The organism is Geobacter sp. OR-1 (assembly GCF_000813145.1).
In the GTDB taxonomy this organism is placed as follows: domain Bacteria; phylum Desulfobacterota; class Desulfuromonadia; order Geobacterales; family DSM-12255; genus Geoanaerobacter.
In genome coordinates, this window is sequence record NZ_BAZF01000002.1 from 104,762 (window position 1) to 123,657 (window position 18,896).

Here is an 18,896-nt window from a genome sequence, read left to right on the forward strand (position 1 = left end):
CAGTAGTCCCCCCTTCTAGTCAAACAATTTTCAACTGGTCCGGAATGGACGGCTCAATGTTAGTCCAGGAGGTAAAGCATCTCAGCGGCCTCTTCATGGCGGATCTCGTCAACCGGCGAACGCTTCCCTTCTCCGGCATAAAGGCGGTTGGGGGCATTAAAGACAATGCCGTTTTCCTGACCGATGTTTTTATAGGCATGAATGACCCCGGGGGGAACGATAAGCATTACCGGTGCATCCAGACCGGCATAAATCACCTGGCGCACGCCGAAAGTCGGGGAATCGCCCCTTGAGTCCCAAAGGTAAACCTTGAAATTGGATGGACCGATAAAACAGAAATAGTCGGTCTGATCCACATGCTCGTGAGGTCCCCGCGCAACTCCCGGTTGAGTCATGGAAAGGTATGCCATTACCGGCATGAGGCCGCTATCGAGTTCGTCGGACCGGAACAGTTCCGCAAGCCAGCCGCGTTCATCCAGAAACTTGGTCAAGGGCCGGACAACAACATCATGAATCTTACCTTTACGAAACTGCTCAGACATTCCCGCCTCCGGCGCCACAAAGATCGGTTTCGTTGTAAACCCGTTGCAGATACTCTCGATAGGATGATTTCGGGGTCTCTTCAATGACCTCGGCCATTCTGCGGCAGTCAATAAACCCCATCCTCAGGGCAATTTCTTCCAGGCAAGCAATCTTTAACCCCTGCCGTGCTTCCAGGGTGCCGATGAAATGGCTGGCTTCAAGAAGGCTTTGGTGGGTTCCGGTATCAAGCCATGCAATGCCGCGACCGAGCTTTTCCACCCTCAGTTCTCCGCGGCGCAGATACTCCAGATTGACATCGGTAATTTCAAGTTCTCCCCTGGGTGAGGGCTTGAGGGATTTAGTTATTTCCACGACCTTGTCATCGTAAAGGTACAAACCTGGAACTGCATAATGGGTCTTGGGCCTGGCCGGCTTTTCCTCGATGCCGATCGCCTTGCCGCCGGCGTCGAACTCCACCACGCCGTAACGTTCCGGGTCGTTGACATAATACCCGAACACCAGCGATCCTTCGGAGAACTCACGCGCCAGGCGATCCAACCCCATCTTGCCGTAGAAGATGTTATCCCCGAGGATCAGCATCACCGGATCACCGGCAATAAACTCTTCCCCGACCAAAAACGCCTGGGCAATCCCTTTCGGCTCGGGTTGCACCCGGTACGTCAGCTTTATGCCCCAACGGGAACCGTCCCCCAGGAGCGTCTGGAACCTCGGGGTATCATGCGGTGTTGATATGATGAGGATATCTTTGACGCCGGCCATCATCATGGTCGCCAGCGGGTAGTATATCATCGGCTTGTCGTAGACAGGCTGAAGCTGCTTGCTGGCGACAAGGGTAAGAGGGTAAAGCCTGCTGCCGGCACCACCCGCCAAAACTATCCCCTTGGTTATCGACATGTAATTACTCCGGAAAAATGATTATGAACTGTTGTTATTATCACAGCGCCGCCAAATGCGTCAAACGATAAATCAGACGGTTTCCGACAAGATCGCCTCTGCTGCAGCAAGCAAATCGCTGAAAACAGCAGTTGCGGCCGGCAGAGACAATTGCTCTGTTGCCCCGTATCCGGTGAGCACCAGAGCAGACCGGCAACCGGCCGAGTTCCCGGCTTCCAGATCGGCCAGCTTGTCCCCGATCATCCAGGAGCTGCGAAGATCGATACCCAGCTCGCCTGCGGCCTGCTGCAACATCCCGGGGAGCGGCTTCCGGCAATTGCATGCGATCCGGTACTTCCCGATCCCATTATCAGGGTGATGAGGGCAGAAGTAATAGGCATCGACCCTGGCTCCAACCTGCACGAGGAGATGATCCATATAGCGATGCAGGCTCCGGACGTCATCTTCCGTGTAAAAACCTCTGGCAACGCCGGACTGGTTGGTCACCACAACGACTATGAACCCGGCCTCACCCAGGATCCGTATCGCCTCGGCCGCTCCGGGGATGAACTCGAACTCCTCCGGACGATGGAGATACTCCTTTTCCACATTGATGGTGCCGTCACGGTCGATGAACACTGCCCGCCGTTTACCGACTGCTGTATGCCGATCACTGGCCCCAGAGTCCACACTCACGTAAAGAGCCGTTTTTCCAGCAGATCGCAGACAATATGGATAATGGTGATATGTCCTTCCTGGATGCGCGGGGTATTGTCACTCGGCACTACAAGGCCGAGATCTACCATGGCTGCGATGGATCCGCCGTCTCTGCCAAGCAGTCCAACGGTCCGGCAACCGAACCCCTTAGCTGCTTCCAGTGCGATCACGACATTTTCGGAGCTACCGCTGGTCGATATGCCGACCACAACATCCCCCGGCCGGGCAAACGCCTCGACCTGACGGGCGAAGACCCGGTCAAAACCATAATCGTTGCCGATTGCGGTAAGTATCGAGGAATCGGTGGTAAGGGCTATGGCCGGAAGCGCCCTCCGTTCCATCTTGAACCTGCCGACTATTTCCGCGGCAAAATGCTGGGCATCGGCAGCCGAACCGCCGTTTCCCATTATGATCAGCTTATTGCCGCCATCAAGCGCTTCGGATAACAGCTCCACAAAACGCTCAATTTCATTTGCCAGGGATGAGGCAATACCGGAAATCACCCGCCGGTTTTCCTCAAGCTGCCGAGTTATCTCACTTTTCACTTTCCCCTCCGGGATTCCAGGTGGAAATATTTTTCTGATAATGGTCGCGCTGATTATTAGTGACAATCTGCGCAAATTCTGAAAATGCGGCCGGCTCAGCACCACATTCAAAACCGGGCCGGTCATCCCAACTCAGATGCCTAACCGGCAGGCCATACGCGGATGCGGCCGCAACCGCTCTTTTGATACTGCGATCCGGCAGCAATCGCGAGAGGGTATGAATCGTGATATATTCGTGACAACGGTCGAGCCCGGCACTGGCCAGCTCCGATGTATTAGTGGGATGCGTAATGATTATTATCCTGTGCCCCTGACGGGCAGCAGTGGCTAAAATTGCATAGCGTTCCTTGGCCAGCGTAACCTCAGAACCTTTCGGAACGTGAAGGCAAAACGCCATCTCCTCCCCCCATGACTCCGAGAAGATGGCCCGAATTCTCTGCTCATGCTCAACTCTGCGGGCCGCTGACCCGAGTGTTGCCTCTTCAGACTTCTCTACCAGGCTATCAGGAACAATACACGTTCGATACCCTTCTCGCCAGCACCTGCGGGAATACTCCTTGAGGCACCATGCCGCCCCATCCATCTGCTCGTCGAAATTTCCGGCGGTATCATAAAGCGACCGCCGCATCAGGAGCGCCGCAAAATCTGCCGAAGAAAGTTCCATACCGCGAGAAAGTGCCCCATTGCGACTGCTGGACCGTTTTCCGTCTTTTTCTATATATTTCGGGACAACAACGCCGCAATCCGGGGTCTGATGCAGGAAATCATACAACGGCTCAAACCAGCCCGGCCGGACAATGGAATTCTGACGCACTATCGCTACATATTTTGACTCCGCACGGCTCAACCCCCTGTTAACGGCCTTTACAAACCCCTCATTGACAAGGTTTTTCAAAAACAACACCCTGACATCGAGCGCTTCGGCAAACTCCTCAAGCATCCGCTCGGTTTCCCGGTCGCTGCTGTTGTCCACAAGGATCAAGCGGGTATCGGCAGTGTTTTGTACCAGGCTCACCAGACAGGCGCGGGTCTCAACCGGACGGTTCCAGATTGGGACAATTATGTCAACGGATTCATGGCTCATAGAAGAATTATGTCGGTACCGCCCGGGAAACAAAAAACGCAACATCTCAAGCGAGCATAGAGAGTCAGGTTGACTGAGGGTCTCCGGGCACTTGCTCCGTTGCGTTTCGATCAAACATTCATAAACTGCAAATGGTAACGCTAAGAAGTGATTGCCACACTCCTGAGGAGGTTCAGTTCGTCAAGCACCTTTCCGGAGCCGAGCACAACGCAGGAGAGGGGATCTTCGGCCGTGACCACAGGGAGCCCCGTCTCCTCGCGCAGCAGGAGGTCCAGGTTTCTCAGCAGCGCTCCACCGCCGGCAAGCACTATCCCTTTATCGACTATGTCAGCGGCAAGTTCCGGCGGAGTTCTCTCCAGGCAGATCTTGACCGCTTCGACAATGGCATTGACCGGCTCTGAGAGAGCTTCCCTGATTTCGTCGGAGTTTATCTCCACTGTCTTGGGAATCCCGGAAACCAGATCGCGCCCTTTTACCTCGATAGTGTGCAGGTCTCCGGCAGAATAGGCCTCGCCGATCTCGATCTTGATGATTTCAGCGGTCCGGTCGCCGATCAGAAGATTGTACTTTCTCTTGATATACTGGACGATCGCCTCATCCATCTTGTCGCCGCCAACCCTTACCGACTTAGTATAAACGATTCCCGCCAGTGAGATTACCGCCACCTCGGTCGTGCCGCCGCCGATATCCACGATCATGTTACCAGAAGCCTCGGTAATCGGAAGCCCGGCCCCTATTGCCGCAGCCATCGGCTCTTCAATGAGATAGACCTCCCTCGCTCCTGCAGACTCGGCCGATTCCTTAACGGCGCGCTTCTCCACCTGGGTAATCCCGGAAGGAACGCAGATCACTATTCTGGGCCGAACCAGGGTTTTCCTGTTGTGCACGCGATGAATAAAATACCGGAGCATCTCCTCGGTAATGTCGAAGTCGGCTATGACCCCGTCCTTCATCGGCCTGATCGCCGTGATACTCCCCGGAGTGCGGCCCAGCATCTTCTTGGCCTCCATGCCCACGGCGAGAACCTTCTGCTGACCGTTATTCATTTTCTGCACTGCAACTACAGACGGTTCACGCATGACAATACCTTTGCCCTTCAGATAGACAAGGGTATTAGCGGTTCCAAGGTCTATGGCGAGATCGTTGGAGAACATCCCGAAAAGATAATCAAATATCTTCAACATTTATTGTAAGCTCCTTGATGTAGCGAATCAGATTAAAAGATTTTCCGGAAAGTTCGGAATCGTAACAGATTCAACCCATTGATGCAAGGATCAATTTTAATCCAACCCATGAACTACAAGAATTTACTTGACACCTGAATGGCCGTGATGCTAAAAGAGATTTTCTTTCTGACATCATAAACATTTGCATCGATATATGGAGGTGTAGTTTGGCTCATCACAAATCAGCACTCAAGAGAATCAAGCAGAACGAAAAGAAGCGGCTTCGCAACCGTCATGTCCGCTCCACCCTTCGCACTTTCGTGAAGAATGTACGTGAGGCGGTGGCAGGCAACAACCAGGATGCTGCCCGGGAAGCACTTGCTGCTGCCATTCCGGTCATTGACAAGGCGGCTTCCAAAGGGGTTATCCACCCCTCAAACGCATCGCGAAGCGTATCAAGGCTGACCAAACTGGTGAATACGCTTAACTAGCGCACCGGTATTGCATGATTTCAAAGGGCGTGCTCAGCACGCCCTTTTGCATTAGTTAAGGTTCCCGCCGCAAATCTTCGCTACCAGCTCTCCGATTACGATTGTAGACCTGCCCCCGCTTTTCATCGCCAGATCTGCCGAGAAAAACAGCTCAAAGAGCAGCCGGCAGTCCGTCGTGGTAAAATTTCGCGCCTGTTTGAGCATCCCTTTCAGGAAATACGGATTGATCCCGGTCTTCTTGGCGATTTCCTGTTCGCCGGCACTGCGGTCAATCAACTCCCGTACCTGCCAGATCTGTCGAAAATGACGGGTGATCATCGCAAGGAGCATCAAAGGCGCCTCGCCGTCCCGAAGAATGGTCTGAAGCTTCCTCATCGCAGCAGCGAGGTTCCTGTCCCCAAGGGCATTGGTTAGTTCAAAAACATTGTCCACCTTGGTATCGGAAACAATGCTGCGAACATCCGACAGCTCTATTGTCGGGCGTTGACCTGCGTACGTCGCGACCTTTTCGATCTGGGAAGCCAGTTCCTGCAGATTGTTCCCGACAAGATGCACCAGCATCTCCGCGGCCGCCGGATTGATCTTCTTGCCGTACCCTCCGGCCTCGGCCCTGATGAATCCGCCGAGCTGGTTCTCGTAAGGCCTTTTGCATTCCACCAGAACGCCGTGCTTTTTAAGTTCTGTGAAGAATTTTTTCCGCTGGTCGATTTTTTCTCCCTGGATTATCAGGCAGGTGGAAGGGGAAGGGTTCTGGAGATAGATCGAGAGCTGATCCAAAGCTGCCGAAGAGAGGGCCTCCCCGCGCTTTACCAGGACCACCCGCCAGTCGGCAAACATCGGCATCGTCTGGGCGGTGTCGGCCACCTCTTCACCCTTGCACTCGGCTCCGTAGTACACATTGAGATTAAAGTCGCGGCTTGCCGGATCTACGAGACGTTCCAGAAGCCTGTTGATCCCCCGTTCCATGAGATAAGGCTCATCGCCATGGAAATAATAAATTGGCGCGATCTCTCCCCTGCCGATTGCTGCGTCAAGTTCTTCTGGTTTCACTTCCGGTCCCTCAAGCTGTAATTGCAAACAACGAAACGCCAGCGTCTAAAAGCTGTTTCCGCTTTCTCTCTCGATATCTTCGGCCAGTTTCCGGCACAGCTCGCGTCGCGCCGCATCCTCGGCATTAAGCTTTAAAGCAAGGTCGCTGCTGGTGGGATAGTCCTGTCCCGCTCGCAAGACCCCTTTCCATAGGACATTGCCGCTCTTGCGTTCCCGTAATGATGCCTCGACAGTCATCACCACCCGGTAGACCGCAACCTTGTCACTGGCGTTATATCCGCTTACAGACTCGCTGTAGTCAAGAATGTCCCCTGTGAGCTCAAGGTCGGCATTGGCAGGGCTCACTACCCTTCCACCGCCGGTCCGGGCAAAGAGGTCTACCAGCCTCTCGGTGACGCATGATTCCAGGTTTGGCCGGAACGTCTTATTGCCGAACAAAGGGATGGCAATCGTCTGGTTGCGGGAAACATCCCGCTTCACCAAACCGTAACCGCAGCCGGTCAAGACGGCAAATGCAATAAGAATTAACACTTTGATAAATCCGTACAACGGCTATCCTCCATAGTCGACGACCCCGCAAGCGTTGCCTGCAGGGTCGCAATGTCTTCACCCAAAAGGAGGGATCAGCCGACCACAATATTCAACAACTTGCCCGGTACGTAAATGACCTTGCGGATCGCCTTCCCCTCAAGATGCATCTGGATTTTCGGATCAGCCAGCGCCGCCTGCTGGACCGACTCCTGGGTAGCATCCGCAGGAACCGTGACCTTACCCCTGAGCTTGCCGTTTACCTGAAGAACAACCAGGAGTTCCTCATCCACTGCTGCAGAGGCGTCGTATCTCGGCCAGCCTTGCACCTCCACGCCACCTTCATGCCCCAGGACACGCCATAATTCCTCGGCAAAATGAGGCACGAACGGCGCCAGCAAGAGCACCATGGCTTCTACTGTCTCCTTGAGCACCGCTCTATTGGCGGAGTCATTCCTGGCCTCAAAGGAAAATACCGCATTGACTAGCTCCATGATGGCGGAAATCGCGGTGTTGAAGTGAAACCTCTCTCCGACATCTTCCGTGACCTTGCGAATGGTCTTATGCAGAACCCGGCGTAGCGCCTTTCCCTCGTCTCCCAGCTTATCGAGATCAAGCGGCCCGGCTCCTTCAAGCAGAGGCTTCAACTCAAAGACAAGTTTCCATACCCGGTTGAGAAACCGGAAACTTCCGTCCACCCCGTTGTCGCTCCAGTCGAGATCCTTCTCCGGTGGCGCGGCAAAGAGTGAAAAAAGACGCGCCGTGTCTGCCCCGTATTTCCGGATGAGCGCATCAGGATCGACCACGTTTCCTTTGGACTTGCTCATCTTTGCCCCGTCCTTGATTACCATCCCCTGGGTCAGAAGATTGGTGAACGGTTCGTCTATGTCAACGTAACCGAGATCCCGCAGGACCTTGGTGAAAAATCTGGCGTAGAGCAGATGCAGGACCGCATGCTCGATGCCGCCGATATACTGGTCCACCGACATCCAGTATTCGGTCTCGCCCTTGTCAATCGGCCCGGAATCGAAACTCGGACAACAGTAGCGCAGGAAGTACCAGGAGGACTGCACGAAAGTGTCCATGGTATCGGTTTCCCGGCGTGCCGGCTTGCCGCACTTCGGACAGGGGACCTTCACGAAAGATTCGACCTTGGCAAGAGGATTCCCGCCCTCACCGGTGAATGCCACATCCTTGGGGAGAATTACCGGCAGATCCTGTTCCGGAACCGGTACTACTCCGCAGCAGTCGCAGTAAATGACCGGGATCGGATTCCCCCAGTAACGCTGTCTCGATATCAACCAGTCGCGCAACCGGAAATTGACCGTCTTGGTACCGAGCCCTTTTGACTCGAGGTAGTCGGCAATCTTTTCCTTGGCGTCATTGCTGTTCATGCCGTTGAAATCACCCGAATTGGCCATGATGCCGGGTTCCGTGTAGGCGGATTTCATGGTTGTCGCATCGAGCAGATCCCCGGGCGGCTGGATAACCACCTGTAGCGGCAGATCGTATTTCTGGGCAAATTCGAAATCCCTCTGATCATGAGTCGGTACGGCCATAACCGCTCCAGTGCCATAGTCGAGAAGGACAAAATTCGCAAGATAGACCGGCATCCGCCGTCCGGTCACCGGGTTGATGCAGTACGACCCGGTGAATACCCCCTCCTTTTCCAGGTCTTCGGCAGTCCTCCTGGCCTTCTCGGTCTTTCTGACCCTGTCGATGAACGCCTCTACCTCACTGCGGCGGTCGGCAGTCGTCAGGTCCAGTGCCAGCGGGTGCTCGGGAGCCAGAGACATGAAGGTTGCACCGAAGAGCGTGTCCTGGCGGGTAGTAAATACCCTGATTGCATCGTCCCTGCCTTCGATGGCAAAGTCGATCTCGCAGCCGAAACTCTTCCCGATCCAGTTGCGCTGCATGACCAGTACCCGCTCCGGCCAGCCGGGGAGCCTGTTTGTCCAGTCGAGCAGTTCTTCGGCATAATCGGTAATCCGGAAAAACCACTGATCAAGTTCCTTCTGCATGACCTCGCTGTCGCATCTCCAGCAACAGCCATCTTCAACCTGCTCGTTGGCAAGAACCGTCTCACACTTCGGGCACCAGTTGACCGCAGCATTGCGCTTGTAAGCAAGCCCCTTGTCGTACATCAGCAGGAACAGCTTCTGCTCCCACTTGTAATAATCAAGATCGCAGGTGGCAAGCTCGCGATCCCAATCGTACGAGAGCCCCATCTTTTTCAGCTGGCCGCGCATGTAGGCGATATTGTCATACGTCCAGACAGCCGGGTGGCTCTTGTGCTGGATGGCCGCATTTTCCGCCGGCATCCCGAAGGCATCCCACCCCATCGGATGGAGAACATTGAAACCGTTCATCCGCTTAAACCTGGCGATTACATCGCCAATGGAATAATTCCTAACATGTCCCATATGGATACGTCCCGACGGGTACGGAAACATCTCGAGCAGATAGTATTTGGATCTGGCAGTATCATGGGAAACCTTGAAACTCTTGTTCTCTTCCCAATGTTTTTGCCATTTTTCTTCGACAACCGCTGGCTGGTATTTCTCCTCCACGCTCTCCTCCGAATCATTGATTACATAACTTCGTTATCGCCTTTATGGCATCTGGCACAATTAGGGCTTCCGGTAATATTATACGCATGGCAGGCACCGCACGATTTACCGGACTGCATTTCCGCCATCGTATATGACCTGCGGTTCACACCGGTGGCAAATATCTTGTAATGACAATCGACGCATTTGTATCCCTTTTCCTTATGCGCCTTGTGGCTGAAAAAAGCACTGCTCGTCTTTTTGTCGGGGAATTCATACTTGATCGCCTTGGTATGCGGATGGCACTTGTTGCAATCCTTCTTGACGGAAAAGGCTTCTTTGCCATCATGACAGGTCCCGCACGATTTACCGGATTCCATGTCGGGCATCGTGAAGGAACGTCTCCCCGGGCCAGCGATAAAGATGCTGTCATGGCACCGGTTGCAGCGATAGAGCGTGATATGAGCCGAGTGTTTGAACAACCCGCCCGAAGCCTTGAAAGGAATATCTTTGACCGGATGACAGCGGGTACAATTTGCGGCCGCAGTAAATGCATCCTTGTCGTTGTGGCAGCCACCGCAAGACTTGCCTGCCTCCATCTGTGCCATGGTATATCTTTTTGCCGCAACACCGGTGGTAAACAGCTTGTTATGACAATCATCGCACTTGTAAACCGATGTATGGAATTTGTGGCTGAACGGGGTAGGCCCTGCCCCCATGGAGTTTATCTGCAGTTCGGGTGCCCCCTGATGGCACCGGTTACAACTCCCGGCAACCGAAAAGGCATCCCTGCCGCTCAGATGGCAGGCACCGCAGGAAAGGCCTTTCTCCATATCCGGCATGGTCCTGCTCTTGTTGCCAACCCCGTCCTTGAACAGTTTGTTGTGACAGGCGGTACAGGAGTACAGGGCGTAATGATAGGTGTGACTGAACCTGGCGCTTAGGACAAAATCAATATCCTTCACCGGATGACAGCGACCGCAGTTTGCCGACACACTGAAGGCTGCTTTGCCGTTATGGCACCCGCCGCAGGATTCACCCTTCTCCATCTGTTTCATGGTGAAACGCTTGGCCATGGTCCCGGTGGTAAAAAGCTTGAAGTGACAGTCATCGCAACTGAACTTTTTCCCCATGTGAAAGGTGTGGCTGAAAACTGCCTTGCCTGCTCCGGGGATCTTCCATTCCAGTTCTTTTGTCCCGGTGTGGCAACGGTTGCAGTTTCCCCAGGCCGAGAATGCCATATCCCCCTCATGGCAGGCACCGCAGGAACGGCCGATTTTTTTCTCCATGTCGGCCATGGTGTATGCGGTACGGAGGGGGCCAGCTGTATAGATACCGCTGTGGCAATCTCCGCAACGGTAAATCTTGAGATGGAATGAATGCGGGAACAGGGCCTGGGATGCCTTGAAATTCACATCACCGACCGACTTATGGCAACGGTTGCAGTCCCCCTTGACGGAAAATGCGGTCTTGGCATCATGACAACCACCGCAGGAACTGCCGCTCTCCATCTCTTTCATGGTATGCCTTTTGGCATTGGGGCCGGCAATAAAGAGCTTGCTGTGGCAATCGTAGCAGCCGAACATTTTCAGATGATAGGAGTGGCTGAAAGGATCTGCCGCAGCAAAGGGGATATCCTTGACAATATGGCAGCGGACGCAATCACCCTTTACGGAAAAACCGGTCTTGCCGTCATGGCAGGCACCGCAGGACTTACCCCCTTCCATCTGCTTCATGGTAACGTGAGGATTCTTACCCGACTGGGCGAAGAAATACTTGTTGTGGCAATCGGCACAGGTATATAGACCAAGATGGAATTTATGGTCAAAAAGGATGGTCCCGAAATCAGGGATTACTATCGGCACCTTGTCGACAACGTGGCACCTTACGCACTCCGACACGTGGAAAGCGCGGGACTTGTTGTGGCAATGACCGCACGACTTCCCTTTCTCCATCTCAGCCATGGTAACAACCGGGTTTTTCTTGCCGATCTGGTAGAGGGAGCTGTGACAAACCGTACAATCGTTTGCCAGCTTTTTCAGGTGGACGTCATGGTCAAAGATAACCTTGCCGGCATTCTCCGTACTGAAGGTTACCTTCTTGTAGTCCTTGGCAAACAGGAGTAACGGCGCTGCCAGCAACAACAGCGCCGACACGAAGAAGCGTTTCAAGACAGACTCCTCGCGATGGAGCGATGGGAAAAGACGACTCGCTGGTTTAGGCGAGCGGAGGGTTAAGGAATGTGCAGTAGACTACGTGTCACGTCCAGAATCCGATTCGGCTGGATCGGCTTGGTGATGTAGTCGTTTGCTCCGAGAGCAAGGGCACGTTCTCTGTCTTCCTGGGCACCCTCTGTGGTTATTATCACGATTGGTATATTCTTATTGTTCGGATCGTTCCGTACCAGGCTGACCAATTTCAGGCCATCCATGACCGGCATGTTGATGTCGGTAAAGATCAGATCAAAGTTTTCGGAAGACAACTTTTTTAGCCCGTCGACCCCGTCATTCGCCTCAACAATCCTTATACCGCGCAAACGTTTCAAAGCAAAGGAGATCAACTGGCGCATGGTGGGCGAATCTTCTACGATCAGCACCTTGAATTCCTGCATGTCTGCCCCCTCAGAAGAACTGTATATACCTTTATTTTGTCAGTAAATCAAGAAATCCCTGAATTGTGTTCAGCTTCCGCTCTGAATCCGAATAAAGCCTGGAACTGAATATTGCCGTCGCCGCATGACCAGCCAACAGGGTAAACAGCTCGAAATCAACGTCGGCGAATGATTTCTTCTGCATCAGCAGCTTGTATATCACCAGAACGCCTATGCACTGTTCCTTGATTTTGAGCGGGATGCAGACCATCGGACTGTTCATGTCCATTTCGTAACTATCAAGATCCGGGACAAAATAGTTCTCTCCTGTTTTTGCCACTTCCCCGATCACCCCTCCACCCATGGAAACCTTGGGAACCATTTCCCGATCAATACCTTCAGACGCCACGGCCTCCAGCATCCTGGTCTTTTCATCAAGAAGCATTATGGCAAAATTCTCGGCGCCGATAAGATTAATCACTATTTCTATTATGATCTGCAACACCTCCGGAAAGTCCAGAGTTGAATGCAGCTGATAGCTGGCAATATAAAGATTGGCCAGATTGTTGTTCTCGGACTCTATTTCGACATAACGGTTGGCAAAGTCCTTGTTCTCCTCCTCAACCTGCCTGATCCTCTCAACGATATCCGCCTTTTCGCTCTCAAGCTCCGCGATCCGCTGCAAGAGCCGAAGGTTTTCCCCCTGATTGTTTATGTTGGCAGGTACTGCATTATTGACGTTTTCCATTTCCAGAATACGAAAGCGAAGCCTCTCATTTTCCCTCAGGAGTTCTTGAGTGAATTCGGCGCCTTTCTTGAAAACCTGCATGAATTCATCAGCCCTGTTGAGGAAACCTTTATCGTCATCCAGTGGCATGTCAACACTCCTATGTTAGATGATAAATATCAGGCGGAATATTTCAGCAATCCGCTATGAAGTGCAATCTCTCTTCCCATTAACTCAATCGGAGCAATCGCAGTTACCACACCGGTAGCGATCGCCTCGCGCGGCATTCCGAAAACCACCGCCGAATCCTCGGCCTCTGCCATCACTTCACCACCGGCAGCCTTCACAGCCATTACCCCCTTGCTGCCGTCGTTCCCCATCCCGGTCAGTACCACTGAGAGGAGTCTGGGTCCAAAAATGGTTGCCAACGATGAAAACATCGCATCAACTGAAGGTATATACCTGTCGCTCGAACTGGGTTGGACGGTCCGGGCAACCACCCCGTCCGGCACCTTCTGAAAAACCAGGTTTTTCCCGCCAGGGGCGATAAGAACTCTGTTTGGCCTGACATAGTCGCCATCTTCCGCTTCAATAACCTCATAAGGGAGTGTCCGGTTCAACCTCTCGGCAAAAGCCCTGGTAAACCCCGGGGGCATGTGCTGGGAAACGGCAACTCCATAAGGGAGTTCTGCCGGCAAAGATGCGAACACCGCCTGCAAGGCCGGCGGCCCTCCGGTTGAAGAGCCGATTGCCAGCATTTCGAAACGTGATACCAGTTCCGGCTTCAGGGGCATGTGCAGATCCACTCCCCGGACGGTCCGATCATCAGCGGATTGAATCTCGTCGTGACGTCTGAGCCTGGATACATTCAGGTTAAAAACGTTACGAACCTTGGCAAAAAGATCCTCCTTGATCTTAATAATCTCTTCGGAGATGGTACTGGTCGGCTTGGCAATAAAATCCGCAGCGCCGAGTTCAAGCGCCTTGAATACCCGTTCATCCTCACTATTTGCACTGATTACGATTGTCGGTGTCGGGCATGAGTTCATCATGATCCTCAGCATCGTAAAGCCGTCCATCCGCGGCATTTCCAGGTCAAGAGTGATAAGATCGGGGCGCAAGTCAATGACTCGTTTCAGTCCCTCTTCCCCATTGGCGGCATAGCCGACCACCTCCACGGCCTCAATCTCCTCAAGCATTTTTGTAATAGTCCGGCGGTTGTAGGCTGAGTCATCGATAACCACAACCCTGATCAGCCTCACAAGACACCTCCGGAGACGGTCAACGGCTTCTGATAGACCATGTCGTTTTTCAGATGTCTCAGGGTGAACAGGGTGGTTATGTTCATCAAAGACTCCGAATGCCCCAGGAGTAGGAATCCGCCGGGGTAAAGCGCCTGGCAGAACATCTCCACCACCTTTTTCTTGGCCGGCTGGTCAAAATAAATGATCACATTCCTACAGAAAATGATATCCATCCTTCCCAGCAGCGCAAGGCGGTTATGGTCGAACAGATTAAGCTGGCTGATGGTGACCAGTTCGCGCACCTGGTCGGCGATCTTGTAGCTTCCCCCCTCCTGTTCCCTGAAGTAGTGCTCGACATAAGCGGCGTCGGTGGCCCGGAAGGAGCCCTTGCCGTAGACCCCCTTCCTGGCTTGCAGAAGAACTCTATGACTGATGTCCGTACCGATTATCTCGATCCGCCAATCTTTGAGAAGGGGATTTTCAAGAAGCAGCATCGCAATCGTGTACGGCTCTTCTCCTGTTGAACAGCCGGCACTCCATATTCTTAAAGAACGGTCCCCCTTTTTCGACTTGGCCGCAACGATCTCCGGGACGATCTCGTCCGTAAACGCCTTCAGTTGAAACGCCTCTCTGAAGAAATAGGTCTCATTGGTGGTAAGCACGTCCATCAAGTCGGACATTTCCTGCTCTTTCCTGATGTCGTACTTCAGGAGAAGATAATAATCCTTGTAGCTTGCCAGGTTGTGATAGGCCAGCCGGGAAGACAGGCGCTTTTCCAGCAGGTACTTTGCGTCAGAAGCAAAGAACATCCCGCAGTGGTTATATACCAGATCCCGAATCAACCGGAATTCTTCATCGGACATCTGGAATTCTGGATCAGCGCCAAAAATCATGTAAACTCGCCCAGAAGATCCGTTAATTGCCGCCTGACAAGATCGTCGGTCTCTCTTTCAAGAGCGGCCTTCAGTAGCGGGAGCGCTTTAGCTCCCCGATATTCTGCGAGTGCCTTGATGAAAATACTGCGGATATCCCATTGGTCATGAAACAGCAGCCGGTCCGACTGGTCGTCGAGCCAGCTGTCATCGATATGAATGAGAATCTCGACCGCGGCCTTCACAATCTCACTGTCGCCGTGCTCAAGGGCTTTGATGCAGAGCCGTTTTGCCGATTCGCCGTTGATTTCGAGCATGGTCTTGAGAGCAGCGATCAGAACAATGCCTTCCGAGTTAGCGACAAGTTCGGAAATAGCCGGCTCTGCATCTGCCACGCGCAACGCGCCAAGGCTTCGGAGGGCAGCGCATTTAACCCACTGGTTCTGGTCCTTTAAAGCCAGCATCAGCGGTTGGACGACAAAATCACCGCCAAACTCGCCCAAAGCCCCGGCCACCGCCATCCGCACATTAGGTTCTTCATCCACCAGAGCCATAACCAGATGGTTGACGCTAGCCGGATCTTTCAGTTCTGCCAGCGAGAAAACCGCTGCGGTGCGAACATTGGCGTCCTCATCCTTTATCAGCCGGGCCAGTCGCTCCGTCGACCTCAAAGCCGCGTACAGCGAGGTCGAGCTGCGCCGCTTTTCGGGAACCGGTGATGTGGACAGGTCAGCGGCAATCCTTTCCACGGCGATGCGATCCTTGTCAACCAGCCGGCCGAGCGCTTCAACCGCCCCAACCCTCACATCCAGTTCATCATCGTCGAGAAGGGGTTCGATATCAGGGATAATTTCAGCAGAGCCGATGTTCCCCGCGGCAATGACCGCAACACGCCTGAGCATGTGGGATCTGCTCTTCATCCCCTCCCTCAGAATATTGGCGCTCTCCGGACACCCCAATTCACCGCAAATATAGGTTATGTAGCATTTTTGCTCATCGTCCGACTCCGGATACGCCCGTATGAGTGCGTGCAGACCTTCGGCGCCGATTTCCCTGAAAGAGTTGAGGCAGCCACCTCTGAGCCTGTCGTCACGGCACCCTTCCAGCAACAGCATGGCAGCTGCCGGATCACCCAATAGCCCCAGAATTCTGATCAGCGGTTCGGAAAGATGTTTTTCCGTTTCAGTAATTGCAGATATGAACTCACGCGCGAAATCCGTGCCGGCAAATCCCCTTAACTGTGCGTCGATCTTTTCATGGGCCAATTCTCTAGAAAGCCCCTCCCGGATCATGAGCAGCGACGACGCTGCCGCGGCCCTGACATGTTTTGCTTTCTCCCGCAAGCCATCGATAAGAAACGGCACCACTTCGACATCACCGATTGCTCCCAGGCAGTCAATCAGAGGTTTCTTCAGCAGCGATTCGTCGGCGAGAGCTATTACGGTTTCAACGGGTACCGGCTTGCCTATCCGCCCCAACGCCTCAAGTACCGTGTAACAGAGTGAGATATTGCCTCGGTCCAATACTGCCACCAGTTCCGGAACAGCACGGGGATCTCCGATCTTCCCGAGATTTTCCGCTGCAGCGGAAGAGACATTCGGGTCTTCGTCCCTGAGGGCACGGATCAAGAGCGGCACCGGTTCCTGAGAGCCGATGTTGCCAAGCACATCGATAACGAATTTCCTTACATCATGATCTTCATCATCGATATAGCGGCTCAGCACCGGGACCGACTTTTCGCCGAATTTTTCCAGAGCCTCGCAAGCCGAATTACGCAGACCGGCATTGTCACTCGCCCTTAGGAGTCCGACCATATCCTCGATAACCCGGTCTTCGATCGGATAGCGATAAAGGACCTCCAGCGCCTCCTTGCGCACCCTCCAGCTCTCATCACCCATAGCCTCGTAAAGCATCTCCCTGATATCGGAAAATGAGAGCTTGATGAGCGAAGCAACCGCAATGCGCCGTTGCTCTTCTTCCGAAGAGCTGAACAGCTGTCTCAGAGAATGCACTGTATCAATTCCATTTTTCATAGGCAACTCCAGCCGCTAAAGCCCCAATTCATTCCGCTTGACAGAGATCAACTGCTCAAAGGCATCGTCCAGAAAAGCCGTCCCATTTGCTACCTCAGGAGAAACCCGACGGGCATAAAGCGCTTTACCTTCCTTTATTTCTTCTCGCAGCAATTCGTAGAAAGATCCGCTTTTTATCCCTTCCAGGACCTTTTCCTGATTGTAGAGAAGGATGTCCGAAACAATTATGCGGGCCAACCTTCTTGCCTTAACGGTTGCTTCGGAAAATTCCTCCAGAGGCATGTGTGCTGCCGACGAGGAAGGCACGGTTGTCGCCAGTTCTTCATCCCGCCTGATCTCGTCTCTCGCCGACTCGTCACCGGCCGGAACTCCCAAGTCGTCTGCTTCGGCCGCCGCGGTGATCGAAGCGACGGTCTCCACCTGCTCCTCGGAAATTTGACGATCTTCGTTCTCACCTCTGATCAATTTCTTTACCAGGGGAGCCAGTGAATCCGGAATGTGGTGTTTTTCAATGTAAGCATCGGCACCGTACAGCGACGATGGGGTGCGCTTATATTTGGTTTTGTCGTAAATAGAAGCCACCAGTATCAGTTTTACATTATCAAGGTCTGGGTTATGTCTTACCGACTCACAAATCTCAAACCCGTACATGGACGGCAACGCGACATCCAGAAGAACCACTGCGGGTTTTTGGCACTCGATCGCGCGCATTGTCTCAAGCCCGTCATTGAAAGAAATTACTTCAACCGGTTCTCCGGCAAGGACTTTTTGAACTGCGGAACAAAACGCCGGACTTTCATTGGCAACAAACAACTTGGGTTTCGTGACTTCCGTTGCAGAAGGCGTTTCGGCGGAAACCCGGGTATCCCCCGGCTTGCGCACAACTTTGAAAACGGCTTTACACTTCCCGCAGCGGAGCTTTACTCCCGAGGATTCGATTCTGGTCTCATCAAAGCTGAAACGTGATTTACATTGTGGGCAAACGATCTGCATATCCGCTCACGCCTCCTTGAGACCGCCATTTATTTTACCGAGTTCCCTTGCTTCGTGTGTTGAGAGCAGCCGGTCAATATTCAGCAGCATGATCATATCCTGCCTGACCAGGCAAACCCCCAGCAGATACTCGGTATCGATCCCTTCTCCGAGAGCAGGAGGAGGCTTGATATCCTTGACCGCTACAGTAACCACCTCGGTCACCTCGTCCACAACCAGGGCAAGGACCTGCCCGGTCAGATTTACGATCAGGAGACGGGTGTTGGAGGTAGTCTCATTCTCGGGAAGGCCAAAGCGCTTCCGGAGATCAACCACCGGCATCACAATGCCTCTCAGATTGATTATCCCCTCCACAAAATCAGGGAATCGGGGAAGGCAGGTAAGCTTGAGAGGACGAATGATCTCTTTTATCCGCATGATATCGATAGCATAGAGATCAGCTCCGAGGCGAAAACAGGCTACCTGTATTTCCTGAATTTCACGGTACATTTAATCCCCTACTCCGGCACAGAAGAAAGAATACGCTCTATTGTCCCTATCAACTGGGCCGACTTGAACGGCTTGGTAATATATGCGTCTGCCCCGGCATCCTTCCCGCGGTCCATATCCTGCGTGTTCTTGCGGGCCGTAAGTATTATCACCGGCACTTTACAGGTGACAGGATCGGTCTTGATCCTGCGACACACCTCGAAACCGTCAATTCCCGGCAGCATTACATCCAGTATGACGAGATCGGGGCAATTTCTGGATAACTCATCAATGGCGGCAACCCCATCGGCAACGCCGACTACCCGATATCCCTTGGAGGAAAGCAGTATGCTCTCCAATTTGAGAAGGCTCTCCTCATCCTCCACAATCAGAATCCTGTTCCGCTTTACGGTCATCTTAACT

Annotated in this window: 19 protein-coding genes; 1 reads left to right on the top strand and 18 read right to left on the bottom strand. The window is 53.2% G+C overall.

What is annotated here, in order from left to right; translation table 11 throughout:
- Window positions 1–59: 59 nt before the first annotated feature.
- The 6 genes from OR1_RS02180 to OR1_RS02205 all read right to left on the bottom strand — a co-directional run bounded on the left by OR1_RS02180 (window position 60) and on the right by OR1_RS02205 (window position 4,946).
- Window positions 60–542, bottom strand: a complete 483-nt coding sequence (locus OR1_RS02180; protein ID WP_041969679.1) for a dTDP-4-dehydrorhamnose 3,5-epimerase family protein — start codon at window positions 540–542, stop codon at window positions 60–62.
- Complete coding sequence (gene rfbA / locus OR1_RS02185; protein ID WP_041969680.1) at window positions 535–1,437, bottom strand: glucose-1-phosphate thymidylyltransferase RfbA; 903 nt, start codon at window positions 1,435–1,437, stop codon at window positions 535–537. Before rfbA ends, OR1_RS02180 begins: the two co-directional genes overlap by 8 nt.
- A 72-nt stretch (window positions 1,438–1,509) precedes the next feature.
- Window positions 1,510–2,112, bottom strand: coding sequence for a D-glycero-beta-D-manno-heptose 1,7-bisphosphate 7-phosphatase (gene gmhB, locus OR1_RS02190; RefSeq protein WP_237754201.1), 603 nt, complete (start codon window positions 2,110–2,112; stop codon window positions 1,510–1,512).
- Complete coding sequence (gmhA, locus tag OR1_RS02195; protein ID WP_041969682.1) at window positions 2,109–2,678, bottom strand: D-sedoheptulose 7-phosphate isomerase; 570 nt, start codon at window positions 2,676–2,678, stop codon at window positions 2,109–2,111. The genes gmhB and gmhA overlap by 4 nt, the downstream gene beginning before the upstream one ends.
- Window positions 2,668–3,762: a glycosyltransferase family 2 protein gene (locus tag OR1_RS22665; RefSeq protein WP_052440200.1), complete on the bottom strand. Its 1,095-nt coding sequence runs from the start codon at window positions 3,760–3,762 to the stop codon at window positions 2,668–2,670. The genes gmhA and OR1_RS22665 overlap by 11 nt, the downstream gene beginning before the upstream one ends.
- A gap of 140 nt (window positions 3,763–3,902) precedes the next feature.
- Window positions 3,903–4,946 carry a rod shape-determining protein gene (locus OR1_RS02205; protein ID WP_041969684.1) on the bottom strand — a complete coding sequence of 348 codons (1,044 nt, stop codon included), beginning with the start codon at window positions 4,944–4,946 and terminating at the stop codon, window positions 3,903–3,905.
- 209 nt (window positions 4,947–5,155) lie between these two features.
- Here OR1_RS02205 and rpsT point away from each other — a divergent pair, with 209 nt between their 5' ends.
- Window positions 5,156–5,419, top strand: coding sequence for a 30S ribosomal protein S20 (rpsT, locus tag OR1_RS02210; protein ID WP_041969685.1), 264 nt, complete (start codon window positions 5,156–5,158; stop codon window positions 5,417–5,419).
- Between the two features lie 51 nt (window positions 5,420–5,470).
- Here the strand turns inward: rpsT and holA are convergent, their stop codons facing one another.
- The 12 genes from holA to OR1_RS02270 all read right to left on the bottom strand — a co-directional run bounded on the left by holA (window position 5,471) and on the right by OR1_RS02270 (window position 18,889).
- Window positions 5,471–6,469 (bottom strand): DNA polymerase III subunit delta, encoded by a 999-nt coding sequence (gene holA, locus OR1_RS02215; protein WP_041969686.1) that lies wholly within the window; start codon window positions 6,467–6,469, stop codon window positions 5,471–5,473.
- A 45-nt stretch (window positions 6,470–6,514) separates the two neighbouring features.
- Window positions 6,515–7,000 (bottom strand): LptE family protein, encoded by a 486-nt coding sequence (gene lptE, locus OR1_RS02220; protein ID WP_160295195.1) that lies wholly within the window; start codon window positions 6,998–7,000, stop codon window positions 6,515–6,517.
- 92 nt (window positions 7,001–7,092) lie between these two features.
- A complete protein-coding gene (leuS, locus tag OR1_RS02225) occupies window positions 7,093–9,567 on the bottom strand; it encodes a leucine--tRNA ligase (RefSeq protein WP_041969687.1) in 2,475 nt (824 codons plus the stop codon).
- Between the two features lie 20 nt (window positions 9,568–9,587).
- Window positions 9,588–11,717 (bottom strand): c(7)-type cytochrome triheme domain-containing protein, encoded by a 2,130-nt coding sequence (locus OR1_RS02230; protein WP_041969688.1) that lies wholly within the window; start codon window positions 11,715–11,717, stop codon window positions 9,588–9,590.
- A gap of 62 nt (window positions 11,718–11,779) precedes the next feature.
- The gene (locus OR1_RS02235) at window positions 11,780–12,157 is read right to left on the bottom strand and encodes a response regulator (RefSeq protein ID WP_041969689.1); all 378 of its coding nucleotides are present in this window, start codon (window positions 12,155–12,157) and stop codon (window positions 11,780–11,782) included.
- A 31-nt stretch (window positions 12,158–12,188) separates the two neighbouring features.
- The gene (locus tag OR1_RS02240) at window positions 12,189–13,013 is read right to left on the bottom strand and encodes a GAF domain-containing protein (protein WP_041969690.1); all 825 of its coding nucleotides are present in this window, start codon (window positions 13,011–13,013) and stop codon (window positions 12,189–12,191) included.
- 29 nt (window positions 13,014–13,042) lie between these two features.
- A complete protein-coding gene (cheB, locus tag OR1_RS02245; RefSeq protein ID WP_041969691.1) occupies window positions 13,043–14,125 on the bottom strand; it encodes a chemotaxis-specific protein-glutamate methyltransferase CheB in 1,083 nt (360 codons plus the stop codon).
- Window positions 14,122–14,997, bottom strand: coding sequence for a protein-glutamate O-methyltransferase CheR (locus OR1_RS02250; RefSeq protein WP_152609795.1), 876 nt, complete (start codon window positions 14,995–14,997; stop codon window positions 14,122–14,124). Before OR1_RS02250 ends, cheB begins: the two co-directional genes overlap by 4 nt.
- Window positions 14,997–17,012 (bottom strand): HEAT repeat domain-containing protein, encoded by a 2,016-nt coding sequence (locus OR1_RS02255; RefSeq protein WP_041969693.1) that lies wholly within the window; start codon window positions 17,010–17,012, stop codon window positions 14,997–14,999. Before OR1_RS02255 ends, OR1_RS02250 begins: the two co-directional genes overlap by 1 nt.
- Before the next feature lie 15 nt (window positions 17,013–17,027).
- Window positions 17,028–18,005 carry a zinc-ribbon domain-containing protein gene (locus OR1_RS20520; RefSeq protein WP_052440202.1) on the bottom strand — a complete coding sequence of 326 codons (978 nt, stop codon included), beginning with the start codon at window positions 18,003–18,005 and terminating at the stop codon, window positions 17,028–17,030.
- A gap of 6 nt (window positions 18,006–18,011) precedes the next feature.
- Complete coding sequence (locus OR1_RS02265) at window positions 18,012–18,494, bottom strand: chemotaxis protein CheW (RefSeq protein WP_041969695.1); 483 nt, start codon at window positions 18,492–18,494, stop codon at window positions 18,012–18,014.
- Between the two features lie 8 nt (window positions 18,495–18,502).
- Window positions 18,503–18,889, bottom strand: coding sequence for a response regulator transcription factor (locus OR1_RS02270; protein ID WP_041969696.1), 387 nt, complete (start codon window positions 18,887–18,889; stop codon window positions 18,503–18,505).
- Window positions 18,890–18,896: the final 7 nt, after the last annotated feature.